This window comes from Leptospira limi, assembly GCF_026151395.1.
In the GTDB taxonomy this organism is placed as follows: domain Bacteria; phylum Spirochaetota; class Leptospiria; order Leptospirales; family Leptospiraceae; genus Leptospira_A; species Leptospira_A limi.
This window is the reverse complement of sequence record NZ_JAMQPV010000001.1, coordinates 1,760,471-1,777,312: the sequence shown is the minus strand read 5'-3', so window position 1 is coordinate 1,777,312 and position 16,842 is coordinate 1,760,471. Positions and strand designations below refer to the sequence as shown.

Sequence of the window (16,842 nt, the reverse complement as noted above, 5' to 3'; positions counted from 1 at the left end):
AAATGACAGAGACCGGACCCACTTTCTTATGTCACATAAAAGCCATGATTGACGCAAGTTTCAGACCTCTTCGCCTTGACCAGGTGGGTGGCCATGAGAATTTGGCATTGCACCATAGTTTTTGAGGCGAAATGAGATGAAGCGAAATCGCAGTTACTATATCATACTGGTCCTAATCCTCTTTGTCGTGACCTACTCGGCCTATGCGGCATACCAAAAGCAAAAAAATGGTCCTGTTTTTTTGGACAATCATGTGTTCCAACGGTATAACGACCAATGGGGCCTATGGGTAGATCTGAATGCAGAGAAAAAATCCTTATTGGAAAAGGCATCTGAGTTTGGTGTGCTTGCCCAAGAGGTAATGGAAATCAACCACCTGACGGAAACCGAACTCAAACGTTTGAAACGTTCCTTATTTTTCCCTTATTCCGCTGAATACATGCGGAACCTCCAAGAAAAAGAACTCTTTCGTGAAACCATCGATTCTCCGATTGACCAATTCATTTGGCCAGTGTTACCCAATAACAAATCTCGAATTTCTTCGCGGATTGGAAGGCGTTGGAACACTTGGCATACAGGCCTTGACATCGCCATTCCGAAAAACTCAATCGTACTTGCGGCAGCTGATGGAGTGGTAGAAGAAGCTGGGAGAGGTGGAGACTACGGTCTTGCTGTAAAAATTTACCACCATGACATGAACCATTTCCATACTGTGTATGGGCATAATCAGGAGTTACTCGTCAAACCTGGTGACATTGTGAAAAAAGGGCAAATCATAGCTTTTTCAGGAAACACTGGAAAGTCAACAGGACCTCATGTCCATTTCGAAGTTCGATTTCATAATGTGTATTTGAATCCTGAAAACTTTCTCACTCCATTTGAAGAAGGTGTTGCCACAAACCTTGTCGGATTTGCAGACTAAGTATTTGTGACAAACCTTACAAAGCATAGTTGGACAGATGAAATTTATGACCGTCTGACAACACTGATTCCTAAAAAAACAGGCATTGTCTGTTTTGATTTTGATAATACCCTCATCCGTAATGATTTTGGCGAAAAAATCATGGACCAAATCATCAGAGAAGATCTTATATTTTTACCAACTGACCTCTCCCCATTTTTTCGTGATAAAAAACTTTGGAAAGACCACACCAAACTGAGTTTAGCTGAAAAAGAACATTTGATATGGGAAGAATATTCTTTCCAATTAAAAGAATTTGGAATTGAAAGAGGATACCGTTGGACTTGTTTTTTATTCCAAGGACTATCAAAAGAAGATTATTACGAAATCTCGAGACGTGCCTGGAAACGAGTGAACTTACCGGAAGATGAGTCTGGAGTGTTTCCCCAAGTGGAAATGAAAGATTTAATCCAATTCTTACACCACCACAATTGGAAAGTGTTCATTGTAACAGCTTCTCCTGAACCTGGCATTGCTGCCATCGCCCACCACTTTCCCGTGTTAGAAAGTAATGTAATTGGTATGAGACAAACCTTAGATGGAAATGGAAGGTATACTCACGAACTCATTGAACCATATACCTATGGTGAAGGGAAAGTTAAAGCAATAGAAGAAAGAATTGGCCAGTATCCTGATTTGGTATTTGGTGATTCGTTTAATGACTATCCCATGTTAACCAAAGCTAAAGAATTCGGAGTGGCCATTGATAAAGGTGATCCTGAATTTGTTAAAGCCTGCAGTGCAAAAGGAATTCTCATCCAACCTTATTTTACCTACCAAACTTTAATCAAATGAATCGATTGTATTTAGTATCCAATTCCATTGGAAACGACTTAGACCTTCCACCGCGCACCAAACAATTGCTAGAAGAAGCAGATTGGATCTTAGGGGAAGAACAAAGGACCACATCTACCCTACTGAAAAAACTTGGGATTTCTAAACCATTTGACCTCCTCAATGAACATACATCCAGAAGTGAGATGGATGAGATAGGAATGAAACTCGCCATGACAAAACGCACTTGTCTCATTTCCGATTCTGGAAGTCCAGGCCTCGAAGACCCAGGTAAGTGGCTTGTCCCACTTGCTTGGGAAATGGGAGTGGAAGTGAGATCGGCACCGGGCCCCACGGCTCTTGTCTCCGCTCTCACCAGTTCTGGTTTTGCGACTTCGCCTTTTTTATTCCTTGGATTTTTACCGAGAGAAGAAAAGGAAAGGGAAAAAACCTTAAAACAATACTTAGGCCTTGGGATCACACTCGCCTTTTACGAAACCCCTTACCGCGCCAAACATTGCCTGGAAACTCTAGCCAAAATCCTTCCGAATGATCGTATGATCTTTTTGGCTCTGGGAATTTCGTTCGCACATGAAACTTCTTTTCGCGGGACAGCCAAGGAAGTCCAAAAAAAATTCCCACAAGGGATGAAACTCCCACCTGTGTTTGTCATCGAAGAGAAAAAAGAAAGGCACAAACGATAGTTTCTTGACAGTACCTCTGTTATATTGGACGCTTGGACAATGGTCAGTAAAGTAGAACAAACAAGTGACGGATTAGATCCTTTAATTTCAGAATCGGGCGACTATATAACAGACGTTGTCAAAGAAAACCTGAAACTCATCCGCCATACCAAAGGATTTTCTTTGGACAAACTCGCTAACCGTTGTGGTGTCAGCCGAGCAATGTTGTCTCAAATTGAACAAGGGAAATCAGTGCCGACCATCTCTGTTTTATGGAAAATTGCAAACGGGCTCAATGTTCCTTTTTCGGAACTCCTGAAAGAAAAAAACCAAGACGGAATCCATATCTTAAAAGCAGAAAACTCCAAGGTTTTATATTCCAACTCAAAGGTGTTTGCAAGCCGTGCCCTGTTTCCATTCCTAGGAAACCGCAAAACAGAATTTTATGAACTCATTTTAAAACCTGGTGGCCATGAAGTTGCGGAACCACACAAAACAGGGACGACGGAAAACCTCGTTGTTGTCTCTGGGAAACTTCGATTGCGTGTAGGAGAAAAGGTAGTGGAACTTGAGCCAAAAGACTCTGTGTTTTTTAAAGCAGATGTTTCTCATGAATATTCTAATCCTACAGACCAAGAAACTCTTATGTACTTGGTGATGGATTACACGGATGAGATAGGTTAAGTTTGGAATACCGAGAATTAAAAGTCAATTTACCGAAAGAATTATCAGATCCATTTTATGAACTACTAGATTCTTTACAATGTGCTGGGTATTATGAAATTCTTTTTGACGGTGAAGCACCAAAAGAAAAAGACCAAGGCCTCATCCGAGACAATACAAATATTCGTATTTATTTACAAACTGATGAAGTAGAAAAGGAATTAAAAATTCTAATCTTTCTAAAACTTCATGCACCTAACAATTCTAATTCGGAATCGCGTATCATAGAAACCAGGGATTACGAAGAAGCATACAAAGAATATTACAAACCCTTCCCTATTGGAAATAAACTTTGGGTGATTCCAACATGGGAAAAAAATGAACCGAATACAATCGCATTATGGAAACCTACGGGAGGCATTCCTCTTTTTATTAACCCTGGTGTGGCATTCGGAACAGGTCACCATGAAACCACCAAACTCATTTTAGAACATTTGGATTCATTATTTGCAGAAGGTAAGTTTTTATTCCAATCAGCTTGTGATGTGGGAACAGGTTCTGGAATTTTATCCATAGGTCTTGCTAAGTTTGGAGTGAGTAAAATTTTTGCTTTGGACATAGATCCAAATGCTGTCAAAGCAGCATGGTCTAACTGGACTGAAAACGAATACCCAAAAGGATTTCAGTTTAGTGTAGAAGAATCAGGGATCGACAATCCAAAACTTTCCAAAGAAAAATATGATTTGGCAATTGCCAATATAACGTTTGCAGTTCTTTCACAAAACATCCGTCACTTGGCAAAAATCAATGCACCTAGAATTATTTTTTCAGGAATCATCACAGAGAAAAAAGATGAATTTTTAAGTTTATTACAAAGTCATTTGCCAGGAAAACTCCTTTATTCCAAAGAATGGAATGAATGGTGGGTTCTCGACTGGCAAAAAAATTAATCACGATTTATAAATTTGATCAAACTGACCTGATTCCCTTTGTCGTTGTATTCAATTCGGTCAAAAACCGATTTTGTCATAAGGATCCCTCTTCCATGTTGGACATGTGCCTCGTTCATTTCATCTAACGATTTTTCCATATGTTTTTTATGATCAAATCCTCTACCTTCATCGGTGATTCGATAGGCGACATATTCACTGCTAAAAGAATATTCTATTTTTACTTTTTTGTGACGATACCTTGGGTCCTCTTGTCGTTTTTGTAAAAACTCTAAGTAATTTCCTTCCAACAGTGCTTTTGATTTTTCATCAAAACTGATATTCAAATTTCCATGTTCTACCGCGTTGATGATAATCTCTCGTATAGAAGACCGAACTTCCGTTTGTTCTATGTTGGTTAAGTACTTTGCTAATTGGGAAGTTATCTTTTGAGAAACAAGTTCTGCATTCCGAAGATAATTATTCATCGAAAGTTCAATTTTTTCAGAATCAATGAGTTGGATAATGGTATCTTCATTTTCGGGAGATAAGGTCATTAACACTTCTCTAGTTTCTTCAAAATCAATGTATTGGATACGACATACCATTTCCTTTGGTTCTTTTACATACTTTTGTGACAACTCTGTTCTAAAATTAATTGCAGATCCGGTCATCTTTAAGTCTGTGAGTTTGTCATTCACATACATCACGTTATAATCTGATTTTTGGTCTCTTCCTGTATAAAGGATTTCTGTAATTTTTTTGTTTCTCAAATCATCTAATCGATAACCAAGGTGTTTTGATAATGATCGATTCGCATTGATGATTTCAAAATCTTCGTTCATCATCAAAATCACTTCATCGGAACCTTGGAAAATTTCTCTAAAACGTTTTTCAGACTCTTCAATTTTTATTTTAGCATGAGATAAATCTCTTAGATTTTCCCGCAAACTTCTGGTTAAAAAATTGATTCTGTCTGCCAACCCTAATGATAATAAAATTGTTTGTAAGGCTGTTCCAATTTGAATGGTCCATCTTGTGATATGATTGTCTGATAAAAATCCCAAACTTTTTAAAGAATATAACAAAACACCTAACAAAAAAAACAACCAAGAGATTAGATAATACCGCGCAGTTCGAACATTTGCCAAAAATGTATACGTTCCACTATACACAAGTAAAAGTGCTGTGGGAACAGTTAACAATATAGAGGTGACCATCGCAACTCGGTAGTGTAAAAAAAACGTAATGAAAGAAAACAAAACAAGGATTCCTACCCAAACCCACATCAATTTGGAAACCTTTGGGAGGTGTTTTTTCAAACTTAAATAATTATGAGTAAAAATGATTCCCGTGATGCAGGACAAACAGATAAAAAATGGCAAAGAATAATTTGCCCAAAAGACCCAATTAGGCCAAATGTATTGAAATGCAAATCCATTGTTCACTAGGTGAAAGAAAAATATAGAGCTGATGAAAAAAAGATACAGTAGATAACTTTTTTCATACGTAAAAATATAAATGAAAAAGTTGTAAGCAATCATCACAAACAAAATTCCGTAAAAAATTCCGAAGATCATCTGTTCCTTGTTTATCTTTTCATTAAATTCTCGTTCTGTCCAAAGTTCCAATGCCAATGGAATGGTTGATTCGGATTTAATTTTGAGATAATAGACAGAGTTTGTTTTAGGAAGTGTTTCGAAGGGAAAAACTGGATTTCGGTATTCCACGTTTCGTTCGGAAAAAGGAGAAGTGTCACCAAGTTTTCGTAACGAATTTTTGGGAACTGGATCACCCAAAATTTGGATTTCGTCTATCAGTGGAAAATCAAATAACAAATTCCATCGCACCACTTGAGAATTTGGATTGGTAACATCCAATTTGACCCAAAACACCGACTGAGAAAAACCTAAATTAGGCGAAGTGAGTTGTTTGAATTCTCCATCTTTTTCACCAGATACAATTGTCGCCTCTGAAATGGATTGGGTAGGATCTTCCAAAACCAAAACTTGGTTCCAGATTACGACTCCACTCATTTCAGTAGCCAAATCAATTTTAGGTGCCGCCATTAAGAAATTGGCAGGATGGATTAGAAGGTACGCAGAAAAGAAGGAGAGGATTGGAATATTAAAAATTGTCTTTGTATTTCGCATAAAAAAGCCAAGGCCAATAGAATCTATTTTTGTAATTTTTCTAGCCTTTTTTGTTTTGAGTGGTAAAATAGGGGAAAGTTCTATGAATCGAAAAACATTCCTCAAAAATTTGACTGCCACAGCAGTGGGCTTAAGCCTTCTCTCCCCTAAAAAATTCTACGGACAATCCACAGGTGTGGTAAGCGCAGAAACTAAAACACGAAATTCTGGTGCAAAAAAAGCCATCGTACTAGGTGGGGGTTTGTCTGGACTTTATTCTGCCTATTTACTAAAACAAACGGGATATGATGTGACAGTCATCGAAAGAGGAGACCAATTTGGAGGAAGAATTGCCACTTATTCCAATCCTAGTTTGGGAATTGTACAAGACTTAGGTGGTGAATGGATCAGTGAAAACCAAACAGACATTAAGAGCCTTGTCAAACAATTGGGTCTTGAATTAGTGAATTCCAATGTCACAGAACGTTTTTCACTCTCTAAAAACAATTCCGACCTACATAAAATTTCTAGTTCATCCATCGATACATTAGATAAGGTCATTGACTTACACAAATCTTTAGGGACAGGCCAAAAACAAGGATTGGATAAAATCAATTTTTCATCCTATGCAAGGTACCAAGGATTAACAGAAGAAGAAATAAGGTCAATGAATGATCTATATCGTATCATTTTGGGTGCTGACTTAAACCAAATCTCCAGTGAATCGGTATTAGATGACCTCTCAGCACTGCAATCTGCACTCAAACCAAAGTATTTGGTTAGTGGTGGAGCAGAACAAATCATCCAAGCCCTTGTAACTCAATTAAAAGGACAAGAATTGTTACTTGGGGAATCAGCAACAAAGGTTTCCCAACAGAAAAACCAAGTGTCTGTTGAGTTATCCTCTGGACGTATCATCAAAGGAAATTTGATTGTTTGTACATTGCCTTCTGCAGCTGTGTTAGACATCAAATGGACACCAACTTTACCAAAGGACCTAATATATTCTGCACTCCGTATGCAAACTGGTAAAATTTCAAAAAATATCTGTTTTGTAAAAAGTAACAGTGGTTATTCGATTTTTTTCCAATCCACAAATACGGCCGCTGAAACTTTATATGTTTCTGACCAAGCGATTGGCCAAAATATAACGGCTCTTACTTCAATTTCAACAGGAGATAAGGCTTCCTTATTTGAAAAAGGAAGTGATCGTCAGAAAAAAAATCTGATGTCGTCTGCTCTGGAAGAATTAGGTAATTTCGAATTAGTACAAGAAAACCCTTTCCATTTTCATAGTTTTCAAAAAACAACAGGTAGGTCTGGGTTTGTTTCCCTGTTTCCACCAGGTAGTTATGGAATCAAAGATGTTTGGAACGAACCGTTTGAAAGGGTATTTTTTGCAGGAGAACATCTTGCATTACACACAGGGAGTATGGATAGTGCAGTTGCCTCTGCCATACAAGCCATTAGTAAAACTTAATTTATTTTTAATCCAAAGATAAAACGTAACGATCGCGATCTTTTGATTAAAATTTCATACAGTAAAAAACTAAGTACCAAAACAAAAAGATTATGAAAGAGAAACTTACCCCAAATCGGGTAAGGACTCTCTTTCATAAAATAGGCATAGATCAAAGAAATAGGATGGTGTAATAAGTAAATTGGCAAACTTGCCTCTATGATATATGTTCCCATTTTACCTTCTTCATTTCCGAACCGAACGAAGGTGAATACAAAAAACACAGTCCATAAAAAAGGAGAAAGGACCCATAGAAAAATATGGAGAATTCGATACATTGGATTTGCATAGGAAAAATAAATCCATAGAGGATCGGAGATTTCTAACTCCATGAGTAACAAAGAAACTAAAATTGCCCAAACCAAAATCGCATAAGGCTTAATTTTTGGCATAGAAACTTCAAAAAGAATTTCCTTCCAAAAAAAACAAAACACACCCACAATAAAAAATGCAAATTGGTAAACAAAGGTTAATTTAAAAATACCATAAATCGATTCCCCTTTTCCAAATTGTGTATGTGCAAAAAGTACAAGAAAAAAAGAAAAACAAATTAGATAAAACAGCTTTCCAGGCAATGTGTGGAAAGCTTTCCAATTTGCAAAACGATTCAAAGGTTTTTGTATCAGAACATAAATCATGCTAAACAAAAACAAATCGACCAAAAACCAAATATGAGAATGTTGAAACTTATCTTTTGTAAAGAACGAAGTCAAAAACTCCATCATGCTTAAATTAGGTGAATTTAATTTTTCCATCAAAAAGTATTGTATGGGAGCAAGAAATACCAATCCAAAAATGGTAGGGATAAACACTCTCTTAAACCTTCCATCTAGATAAAATGATGTTCCTTTTTTTTCAATGACCATCGCTGAAAAAAAACCTGAAATCATATAAAACATTGGCATTCGAAAACTATGGATCCAATAACAGAAGTAGGATAAAATCTCACTTCGTTCTTCTGTTTGGATGGCATATTTGATATCTGAAGCGTAAACAATCGCAGAATGGAAAACAATCCCAAGCAATAAGGCAAAAGAACGTAAATTATCTAGGTATATGAGTCGTCCCATTCCTCCATCTTTTTCTTGACGAAGGGAAAATAACAGATTTTTTTAAGGTATGACCGATCCTCCGCTAGAACCGTTTTTCTCTGATGTCAGCGATGAAGAAATCAGTAGAGAAAGGAAAAAAGCCAAAGACTTAAAAAATACAGCTTGGTGGAAAAACAAACGTGCCTCAGGAATTTGCCATTATTGTGGGAAAAAATTCAAAGTAGAAGAGTTAACAATGGACCATCTAATTCCACTTATACGAGGCGGGAAGTCAGTCAAAGCAAATTTAGTTCCTGCTTGCAAAGAATGTAATTTCAAAAAAAAACATAGTCTACCATTTGAGAAGGAATTCTTTAGCTAATGGAAAATAAGGAATTTGGATTCCAAGCAGATGATTTTTTACCCAATCGAACATCGGAAGAAATTGATTTGGTGGATGAAAAAGGAAATAGTTACCAGTGGGAAGTTTTTTATTCTTTTTCCTTAATGGGAAATGATTATCTTGTTTTTATACCCACAACAGAACAAGAATACCAATTTGTAAATGTAGAAATGGATGATCCAGATTCGGAAGTGCCTGGTTACATTGTGATGCGACTTGGACAAGACGAAGCAGGAGAAGAAATCTTAGAAGAAATTTTGGACGAAGATGAACTGGAAGAAGTCCGTGAATTCGTAGAAGATGAAATTGGTTTAGTTGGCCAATTCCTCAACCAGGAGGAATGACCAAAGTTTCACCTTTACTCACCACTTCTCCTTTCTGATTGGACCAAACAATTTTCATTTTAACTGCTTTTATCCTTTCGACTTTTTCAACAACTTCCACCAAACAGGTGATTGTATCTCCAAAATAAACTGGTTTTCGAAACTTGGTTGTTGTTTCTAAGGCGACTGTTCCAATACCAGGCAACTTCATTCCCAATACAGGAGCAAGTAAGGAAGCAGCAAGTCCCCCATGTGCGATTCTTGTTCCAAAACTAGTTGTTTTGGCATATTCCTCATCCACATGTAAGGGATTAAAATCTCCACTAATCCCAGCAAAAAGATAAACATCTGTTTCTGAAATTGTTTTTGTGAAAGATGCTTTTTCTCCAATTTGGATTTCTGAATAACGTTTTCCTTGATTGTACATAAAACCTACAACTATGTATATTATTTTAAATTTGTTCTTTTAGGAGAAAATGAAAAATGATAAAAGACACCTTGTCCAGGACTTGAGGAACATTCAATTTCTCGGCCGTTCAATTGGCTACTCAATGAAAAGATAACTGACAATCCAATGGTTTCTGCTTTCCTAAAATCAAAACCGACGGGGAATCCACTTCCATTATCACGATATTTTAATTCAAATTGACCATTCTCTTTTACAATAAATTCGATTTTGATTTGTGCATCTTCTTTTGGAATTTTAAATGCATGTCTAAAACTATTGGTTAACATCTCTGTTATCATAAGTCCCATTGGAATCGCATCTATGATATTAAACTCCATTTTTTGAATATCAAGTTCGATGAGAATATCTGCACGCATATACATTAGTTTTATATTCTCAACAAGACTTGTGATATAATCTACGGAACTTAAACCTGATAAGTTTTTACCGCTATATAATTTTTCATGAACAAGAGCTATAGCTTTAATTCTAACAATACTTTGTTCCAAAATATCTGCAGTTTCAGGGGGAGAAGAATATACTTGTAATTGTAAAAAGGAAATAATAACAGCTAGATTATTTTTAACACGATGGTGGACTTCTGTTAATAAAGTTTCATTTTCTTTTAAAGATTGTTCCAGTTTGGTCTGATTCTCCATATAACTGGTCATATCCGAAATAACTGCTACAGCTTTGTTGGGACTTCCGTCGATTGATGGGATAAACAATCGGTGTTCCAATGCCCATTTGATGTTTCCATCCCTCATCTGAATCCGATACAATAAACCTGTATGATTTTCTCTTAATTGATTCATCCATATATGAGTCATTCGTGCTCGGTCAGCTTCATAAACACGATCAATCAATACTTGTGGATTCGATAAAATATCTCCAGTTTTGGCATCAAATAACCCACAAACTTGTTCACTCAAAAAATCAATTTTCCAAGTATCTAAATTAAATACGATCACTGCATCTTCAATTCGTTCCAATATAACTTGGAATAATTGATCCGATTCAAACTTCTCGGACAAAACTTTTTTTTGATATTTTAACTCGCGAACTAACAGAAAATAGATGATGAAGGCGGAGATTGTGACAAATCCCCACCCTTTTAAGCTTTGAATTTCCCTAATATCTTCTGTTGAAAGAGAAAATAAGGAAATTGCATAATCAGAGTAATAAATCCACAGATACCCGAAAAACAAATAAAAAATAGCAATTCGGGCAGCTGCTTTCACAATTTAGGCTAACTCCTGGAGAGAAGAGAACCTTGTATGAACCGTTTCCTCAATTGAATTTGCTAACTCTCTATAGAGATTCCAAATTTCATTAAGTTCTTTTGGTACGAATTGATTGAGTCGGCTCATGGACATTAAATACTTACCCACAAGATAATACGAAAGTAACTTCCGATCTATCATTTTTTCTTCTTTTGGATAAGAATCTATCGTTTTATGAGTGTCAATTTCAGATAAACATAGGATCACAAAAACCGATAACACATCTGCAAAAGCAAATTCAATGGATTGTTGTTTTTTACGGTTTGGTTCTCCATCCATTTTTAGAATGATATCAAAAAGTAAATTTTGAATGGAATCCGATACACTCTGTGGATTTCCAATGGCACTAAATTCTTTTTGGAATTTTTCCTTTCCTGGGTATAAGGAAGAAATGATCGATCTTTGGATCTCACTTGTTCCACCACCAATCGTTCCCAATTTCACATCACGGTAAAACCTTTCAACGGCATACTCTTTCATGTAACCATACCCACCAAACAACTGTACAGTGTCTTTTGCTACGTCTTCTGCGAGTTCTGATGAAATTAATTTACCTAAACTACTTTCAAGCGGAGAAGGGATTCCCCTATCTTTTCTCTCTGCCACCCAATATATCAATCTTCTGGCTGCTTGGATATAAACCCAGTTTCTTACTAGTATATCTCGCATTCCATAAAAACTGGATATCGATTTTCCAAATTGGACTCTTTCATTGGCATATCGCATTCCTTTACGGAAACAGAACTCCATTGCGCCGGATAATCCAGCTACAAAAACAGTCCTTTCCCATTCCAAGGTTTCCTTTCCAATTCTCATAAAACCAGTGTTTAATGGTCCAAGAAGGTTTTCTTTTGGAATAATCATATCTTCAAAAACCAATTCAGCAGTCATCGAAGTATGATGTCCTAATTTTTTTAACACCTTACTTACCTTAAAACCTGGTGTGTTACTTTCTACGATAAAGGCAGAGATACCCATGGGCCCTCTTCCTTTTTCTGAAGTTCTCGCCATGACGATAAAGACCTGACCGACAGGTCCATTTGTGATAAATGTTTTTGATCCATTTAACTTCCATCCACCTTCCACTTCTTCTGCTTTTGTCAAAAGAGAAGCTGCATCTGAGCCTGATGCTGGTTCTGTGAGCGCAAATCCTGCCATCCATTCACCAGTTGCTAATTTAGTGAGGTATTTGGCTTTTTGGGCATCAGTTCCTTGGAATACAATTGGCATCGTTCCGATGACTAAATGGGCAACCCAAGACAAACCGATTCCACCGTCTAATGAACCAGAAGCAAATGCATCAGTTGCGATTGAGCAGAGTAAACAACTTGCACCTTCACCACCATATTCTGCTGGTATTGTTAGACCAGTTAAACCAGCTTTCGAGAACTCTTTCCAGAGATCGTCAGACCAAATTTCTTTTTCGTCCCTTTCTTCAGAAGATGGGTATACCTTATCTTCTGAAAATTGAAAGACTGTATTGTAAAAACTTCTTTCCTCATCACCCAGATAAGGATTTAGTTTAGGATTAATCATTGGTAAATTCCTTCGATTTGTTTTGTAAATACTTCCGAAATTATATTTCGCTTCATTTTAAGAGTTCTTGTCATTTCCACATCTGGATCAAATGGTCTTGGCACCACATAGAAATTGTTAGCTGGAATCATTTCAAAAGACTTAAATCCATTATCCTTAGAGATAATTTTAGAAATCTCAGATCGAAATAGTTCGCGAACCTTAGGATTCGTGTTCCATTCATTAGCTTTGTCTTTTGATAAACCTGGAATTTTTGCTTCAACTGCCTCAAAATTTGGGACAATCAGTGCTGCTAAAGTTTTTTTATCATGGCCAACGACCATCACTTGATCAATATAAGACGATGTTAAAAGTTTGTCTTCGATTGGGATTGGTTCAACGTTTTCACCACCAATGAGAGCAATGGTATCCTTTGATCTACCAGCAAACACAAGTTCATTTCGATGTGAAATCATCATCAAATCACCAGTGTCAAAAAATCCATCTGCATCAAATACAACCTGATTGAGTTCTGGTCTCTTATAATAACCCTTTAATATTTGTTTGGATTTAATCCAAAGAGTTCCTTTATCTCCTGTTTTTGTTAGGATTTTTCCTGTTTCATCTTTTAAACGAATGGAATATCCATCAATTGGTATTCCTACAGTTCCTTTGGTTGGTTTTGTATTGGATCGAATGGAAACAACAGCTGACGTTTCTGTCATTCCATATCCTTCTAAAACTTTTAATCCAATGGATGATAAAAATCCATCCACAACACTTGGTAAAGCAGATCCAGCAGAAATACAAATCCTTATCCTTCCACCTAATGCTTTGTGGATGGTCGAAAAAATTTTAATACTGAGTAATTTTAAAGGGGAGAGTAAAATTAAAATTAATAACGCATAACTACGTTTGCATAAAGAAACAATTATGTTTGGTTTTTTGATTTCAAACTCAAAACCCATAAACATCGCATAGAAACGTGCCCATGTAGCACCAACTTTTAAAAAGAAATGAAATAATTTTTCTTTAAAACCACCTTCTTTAGCAACCTTAGCCATAATCCCATTATAAACAGATTCCCAAATCCTTGGAACGGATGGAAAAATTGTGGGACGAAAATCACGAAGGTCATCCTTTAAGCTTGTCATATTGGAAACCAAAAAATCTAAACCAAGGAATAAACCTGCATATTCAATGGCTCTTTCAAAGGCATGCCAAGGTGGCAATAAACTAACAGCATTGTCATTTGAATTCATATCCAAACGTGCAATCGTATTTTGGATGGCAGTGATCCATCCTTTTTGAGACAACATCACACCTTTAGGATTTCCTGTAGTCCCTGAAGTATAAATTAAAGTGGCCAAAGCATCAGGATCAATTTGTTTGATTCGGTTTTCTAAGTTTTGTTTTCCATTTGTGTTCCAAATTTCTTTCCCTTTTTCAGCCAAGGATAGAATTGAATTTGGTCCAGAGATGAGTTCGCCTTGTTCATTTTCCAAAACAAAGATTTGTTTTAAATGAGGAAGTTCACCTAACAGATCCTCTATGCGCTTTTTGTCTTTTGGTTTTTGAACCACCAAAAATTTTGCTTCCGAATGGTTTAAGATGTATAAAATTTCTTCCCGAACAATATCTGTCCCTCTTGGGACAACAACCGCTCCTGCCGTTAAAATCGAAAGATCGGTCCGAAGCCAATTAACAGATGCATCACAAAAAAATCCAATTCGGTCCCCTACCTCAACACCAAGATCGATGAATCCCGAAGTCAAGTGGTCGACAAACTCTTTCAATTCTCCAAAACTGATCCCAGGAAACTCAGTGGTCGACTTCCGTTTCCGGAACGAAATTTTCGTTGGGAAGGTATTTGCGACGGATTCTAATGCTTGGTACAGGATTTGGTAGTTTTGGTTCATGGGTTTTGCCTTTTTCAGTTCGTTCTTTTTACAGGAAATGTAGGATGGATAAAAAATCACTGTTCGTTTTTTGCAAGTTTTTTCTTATTTTTGACAAACTTTTCAGAAAGGTAGGGCATAACTATGTTCTTTTGGATCCATGACGGCCGAATTTCCCCTAATCCCCCGCAAATCCAACCCAATCGTGTCCCTATGGTCCACCCATCCGGCAAATCTTCTGCACCTGCCATCGGGGAGGGAGAACCAGGGACAACTCCCACTGGCTCTTTTCTCCACCGAACTCCAGAGGATGTTTACAAAGAATCCTCCCTTCCGACAGAAAAACCTGTCTTTTTCCTCCACGAGATCATGACAACTCCCGTTTGGACCAAAACCCAAGACGAAACGATCGAAACTTGCCTCGACTTTATGATGGAAAAAGGAATCAGGCACCTTCCCATTACCAACGTGTCGGGAAAACTAGTGGGATTTGTTTCAGACAGGGATTTGTTAGATAAAATGAAATCCTATGAAAAGGGAATGCCTGTTTCAGATGCCATGATCAAACGCGTATTAGTTGGAACTGCAGGTGCCGAAATCAGGCAGGTGACAAAGGTTTTACTTGAAGAAAGAATTGGTTGTTTGCCGATCGTAAATGACGATAATTTACCTATTGGTATCATCACAAGATCAGATTTACTTCGACTTCTTTTGAAATATCCCAATTTGAGTTTAACGATTTAGTGATTGTAAAAGGAAATTTATGATTTGGGACATTTTTGTCATATTGATTTATTTTATTATCGTGTTCTATTTTGGGTTTCACTTTGCAAAGAACACTCAGAAAGAAGAGGACTTTTATTTAGCGAAAAAAGAAATCCATTGGGTGTTTTTAATGTTATCTCTAGTGGCAACTGAAACTTCTAGTTTAACTTTTTTAAGTATTCCATCCTTATCTTACAAAACAGATTTTCGTTTTTTAGAAATCGCTATTGGTTATATTTTTGGAAGGACCATAGTCGCTTTGTATCTTTTACCCTCTTATTTTTCGGGGAATACCATTTCAGTATATGAATATGTAGGAAATCGATTCGGAAAACCCCCTCAAAAAACAATCTCTTTTGTATTTACGATTTCACGTTTACTCGGTGATGGAATCCGTTTGTATGTAAGTTCCTTACCGATTGCCTTTCTTTTGGAACGAATGGGATTTTCTATATCACCAGAGATACTTGGAATTTTAGCTCTCACAATTCTGAGCATAGCCACCATCATTTACTCTGTGTTTGGTGGATTTAGAGCTATTGTTTTTACAGATGTCTTACAATGGATCATTTATATTTTTGGCGGGATATTTGCACTCGTATTGATTTTTTCGCAATTTGGAAGTATAGAGTTTTCAAACGCAATTGAACATTTACAATCTCTCGGAAAATGGAAAGTGTTTGTCTTCGACTATAACCAAACAGGAGATAATAGTTATTTCATTCTGTTTGCCATCATTGGAGGAGCTTTTATCTCGATTGGTTCTCATGGAACTGATTTGATGTTAGTCCAAAGAGTGATTGCGACAAAAAATTTACTCTCTGGTCAAAAGATTTTGATCGGAAGTGGTATCGTTGTTTTCTTTCAATTTTTACTCTTTTTGTGTATAGGATCTCTTTTATTTGTTTTTTATGATGGAAAATCCATTCCGCCTGATAAGGTGTTTAGTCATTTTATCATTACGGAAGTGCCATCTCCGTTCCTTGGGATCCTTGTTGCTGCTATCCTTGCCAGTGCGATGTCCACTCTCAGTTCCACTATCAATTCCTTATCTCTCACTTGGGCTCGCGACTGGGAAATGGACAAATGGTTTAGTCCGAGAATTTTGTCTTTGTTCTTTGGGGTTCTTCTCTTTTTAGCTAGCCTCATTCCCTATGCCCTCGTCGACACGTGGGAAAAAGGAATTTTGGAAATGGGACTCACCATATTTTCTTACACACTTGGCCCATCCATCGCTGTTTTCTTTTTAGCCAAAGGGAAAAAGGACCTTCCCATCACTGGTTCTCTTTTTTCTCTATTGTTTTTATTCAGTATCCTCACTACGGTAGGTATGGGTTTGGTTTGGAAACTTTCCTTTACCCTTCTTGTCCCCATCGGTTTTGGCTCTTTACTTGGTTTTGTTTCGATAGGAAAAATGCTAAAAAAAGTTGACAGATAATCCGAGATTTGTTCGTCTAAAAGTTAACAATGAAATTTTTCGCACACATTCAGCTTCTCCTCCTCCTCGAAATCTTA

General features: G+C 36.9%; 16 protein-coding genes. 10 read left to right on the top strand and 6 right to left on the bottom strand.

Annotation, left to right across the window (positions count from 1 at the left end; all coding sequences use genetic code 11):
* Positions 1-136: 136 nt before the first annotated feature.
* Genes ND812_RS08190 through ND812_RS08170 form a run of 5 tightly spaced genes read left to right on the top strand, consistent with a single transcriptional unit; the run spans position 137 to position 4,031 of the window.
* The gene (locus tag ND812_RS08190; RefSeq protein ID WP_108958068.1) at positions 137-922 is read left to right on the top strand and encodes a M23 family metallopeptidase; all 786 of its coding nucleotides are present in this window, start codon (positions 137-139) and stop codon (positions 920-922) included.
* A gap of 6 nt (positions 923-928) precedes the next feature.
* The gene (locus ND812_RS08185; RefSeq protein ID WP_265375049.1) at positions 929-1,756 is read left to right on the top strand and encodes an HAD family hydrolase; all 828 of its coding nucleotides are present in this window, start codon (positions 929-931) and stop codon (positions 1,754-1,756) included.
* Positions 1,753-2,439: a 16S rRNA (cytidine(1402)-2'-O)-methyltransferase gene (gene rsmI, locus ND812_RS08180; RefSeq protein ID WP_265375048.1), complete on the top strand. Its 687-nt coding sequence runs from the start codon at positions 1,753-1,755 to the stop codon at positions 2,437-2,439. The genes ND812_RS08185 and rsmI overlap by 4 nt, the downstream gene beginning before the upstream one ends.
* A gap of 39 nt (positions 2,440-2,478) precedes the next feature.
* Entirely contained in the window at positions 2,479-3,102 is a 624-nt protein-coding gene (locus tag ND812_RS08175; protein ID WP_100727632.1) for a helix-turn-helix domain-containing protein, read from the top strand.
* Positions 3,103-3,104: 2 nt separating this feature from the next.
* Complete coding sequence (locus tag ND812_RS08170; RefSeq protein ID WP_265375047.1) at positions 3,105-4,031, top strand: 50S ribosomal protein L11 methyltransferase; 927 nt, start codon at positions 3,105-3,107, stop codon at positions 4,029-4,031.
* Here the strand turns inward: ND812_RS08170 and ND812_RS08165 are convergent.
* Complete coding sequence (locus ND812_RS08165; protein ID WP_265375046.1) at positions 4,028-6,163, bottom strand: 7TM diverse intracellular signaling domain-containing protein; 2,136 nt, start codon at positions 6,161-6,163, stop codon at positions 4,028-4,030. The genes ND812_RS08170 and ND812_RS08165 overlap by 4 nt on opposite strands.
* A gap of 82 nt (positions 6,164-6,245) precedes the next feature.
* Here ND812_RS08165 and ND812_RS08160 point away from each other — a divergent pair, with 82 nt between their 5' ends.
* A complete protein-coding gene (locus tag ND812_RS08160; protein WP_265375045.1) occupies positions 6,246-7,622 on the top strand; it encodes a flavin monoamine oxidase family protein in 1,377 nt (458 codons plus the stop codon).
* On the opposite strand, the gene ND812_RS08155 is transcribed toward ND812_RS08160, so the two are convergent.
* Positions 7,619-8,731, bottom strand: a complete 1,113-nt coding sequence (locus ND812_RS08155; RefSeq protein WP_265375044.1) for an acyltransferase family protein — start codon at positions 8,729-8,731, stop codon at positions 7,619-7,621. The two genes, ND812_RS08160 and ND812_RS08155, sit on opposite strands and share 4 nt — an antisense overlap.
* A gap of 49 nt (positions 8,732-8,780) precedes the next feature.
* Here ND812_RS08155 and ND812_RS08150 point away from each other — a divergent pair, with 49 nt between their 5' ends.
* Complete coding sequence (locus ND812_RS08150; protein ID WP_265375043.1) at positions 8,781-9,074, top strand: HNH endonuclease; 294 nt, start codon at positions 8,781-8,783, stop codon at positions 9,072-9,074.
* The gene (locus tag ND812_RS08145) at positions 9,074-9,439 is read left to right on the top strand and encodes a DUF1292 domain-containing protein (protein WP_108958061.1); all 366 of its coding nucleotides are present in this window, start codon (positions 9,074-9,076) and stop codon (positions 9,437-9,439) included. The genes ND812_RS08150 and ND812_RS08145 overlap by 1 nt, the downstream gene beginning before the upstream one ends.
* Here ND812_RS08145 and ND812_RS08140 read toward each other — a convergent pair.
* From ND812_RS08140 to ND812_RS08125, 4 genes are read right to left on the bottom strand one after another with little or no spacing between them, the layout of a single operon-like run.
* Positions 9,423-9,845 (bottom strand): MaoC family dehydratase, encoded by a 423-nt coding sequence (locus tag ND812_RS08140; RefSeq protein ID WP_265375042.1) that lies wholly within the window; start codon positions 9,843-9,845, stop codon positions 9,423-9,425. The two genes, ND812_RS08145 and ND812_RS08140, sit on opposite strands and share 17 nt — an antisense overlap.
* Positions 9,846-9,865: 20 nt before the next feature.
* Positions 9,866-11,107 carry a sensor histidine kinase gene (locus ND812_RS08135; RefSeq protein ID WP_265375041.1) on the bottom strand — a complete coding sequence of 414 codons (1,242 nt, stop codon included), beginning with the start codon at positions 11,105-11,107 and terminating at the stop codon, positions 9,866-9,868.
* A gap of 3 nt (positions 11,108-11,110) precedes the next feature.
* Complete coding sequence (locus ND812_RS08130; RefSeq protein WP_265375040.1) at positions 11,111-12,685, bottom strand: acyl-CoA dehydrogenase family protein; 1,575 nt, start codon at positions 12,683-12,685, stop codon at positions 11,111-11,113.
* Positions 12,682-14,583 carry an AMP-dependent synthetase/ligase gene (locus tag ND812_RS08125; protein ID WP_265375039.1) on the bottom strand — a complete coding sequence of 634 codons (1,902 nt, stop codon included), beginning with the start codon at positions 14,581-14,583 and terminating at the stop codon, positions 12,682-12,684. Before ND812_RS08125 ends, ND812_RS08130 begins: the two co-directional genes overlap by 4 nt.
* Before the next feature lie 123 nt (positions 14,584-14,706).
* On the opposite strand from ND812_RS08125, the gene ND812_RS08120 reads away from it, so the two are divergent.
* Positions 14,707-15,306 (top strand): CBS domain-containing protein, encoded by a 600-nt coding sequence (locus ND812_RS08120; RefSeq protein WP_265375038.1) that lies wholly within the window; start codon positions 14,707-14,709, stop codon positions 15,304-15,306.
* 19 nt (positions 15,307-15,325) lie between these two features.
* Positions 15,326-16,765 (top strand): sodium:solute symporter, encoded by a 1,440-nt coding sequence (locus ND812_RS08115; protein ID WP_265375037.1) that lies wholly within the window; start codon positions 15,326-15,328, stop codon positions 16,763-16,765.
* Positions 16,766-16,842: the final 77 nt, after the last annotated feature.

Bases quoted from the DNA above. Each gene is read 5' to 3' on its own strand.
- ND812_RS08150 (WP_265375043.1), top strand. From the start codon at position 8,781: ATGACCGATCCTCCGCTAGAACCGTTTTTCTCTGATGTCAGCGATGAA.
- ND812_RS08120 (WP_265375038.1), top strand. From the start codon at position 14,707: ATGTTCTTTTGGATCCATGACGGCCGAATTTCCCCTAATCCCCCGCAA.
- ND812_RS08115 (WP_265375037.1), top strand. From the start codon at position 15,326: ATGATTTGGGACATTTTTGTCATATTGATTTATTTTATTATCGTGTTC.
- ND812_RS08165 (WP_265375046.1), bottom strand. From the start codon at position 6,163: ATGCGAAATACAAAGACAATTTTTAATATTCCAATCCTCTCCTTCTTT.
- ND812_RS08155 (WP_265375044.1), bottom strand. From the start codon at position 8,731: ATGGGACGACTCATATACCTAGATAATTTACGTTCTTTTGCCTTATTG.
- ND812_RS08190 (WP_108958068.1), top strand. From the start codon at position 137: ATGAAGCGAAATCGCAGTTACTATATCATACTGGTCCTAATCCTCTTT.
- rsmI (WP_265375048.1), top strand. From the start codon at position 1,753: ATGAATCGATTGTATTTAGTATCCAATTCCATTGGAAACGACTTAGAC.
- ND812_RS08130 (WP_265375040.1), bottom strand. From the start codon at position 12,685: ATGATTAATCCTAAACTAAATCCTTATCTGGGTGATGAGGAAAGAAGT.
- ND812_RS08175 (WP_100727632.1), top strand. From the start codon at position 2,479: ATGGTCAGTAAAGTAGAACAAACAAGTGACGGATTAGATCCTTTAATT.
- ND812_RS08140 (WP_265375042.1), bottom strand. From the start codon at position 9,845: ATGTACAATCAAGGAAAACGTTATTCAGAAATCCAAATTGGAGAAAAA.
- ND812_RS08160 (WP_265375045.1), top strand. From the start codon at position 6,246: ATGAATCGAAAAACATTCCTCAAAAATTTGACTGCCACAGCAGTGGGC.
- ND812_RS08125 (WP_265375039.1), bottom strand. From the start codon at position 14,583: ATGAACCAAAACTACCAAATCCTGTACCAAGCATTAGAATCCGTCGCA.
- ND812_RS08145 (WP_108958061.1), top strand. From the start codon at position 9,074: ATGGAAAATAAGGAATTTGGATTCCAAGCAGATGATTTTTTACCCAAT.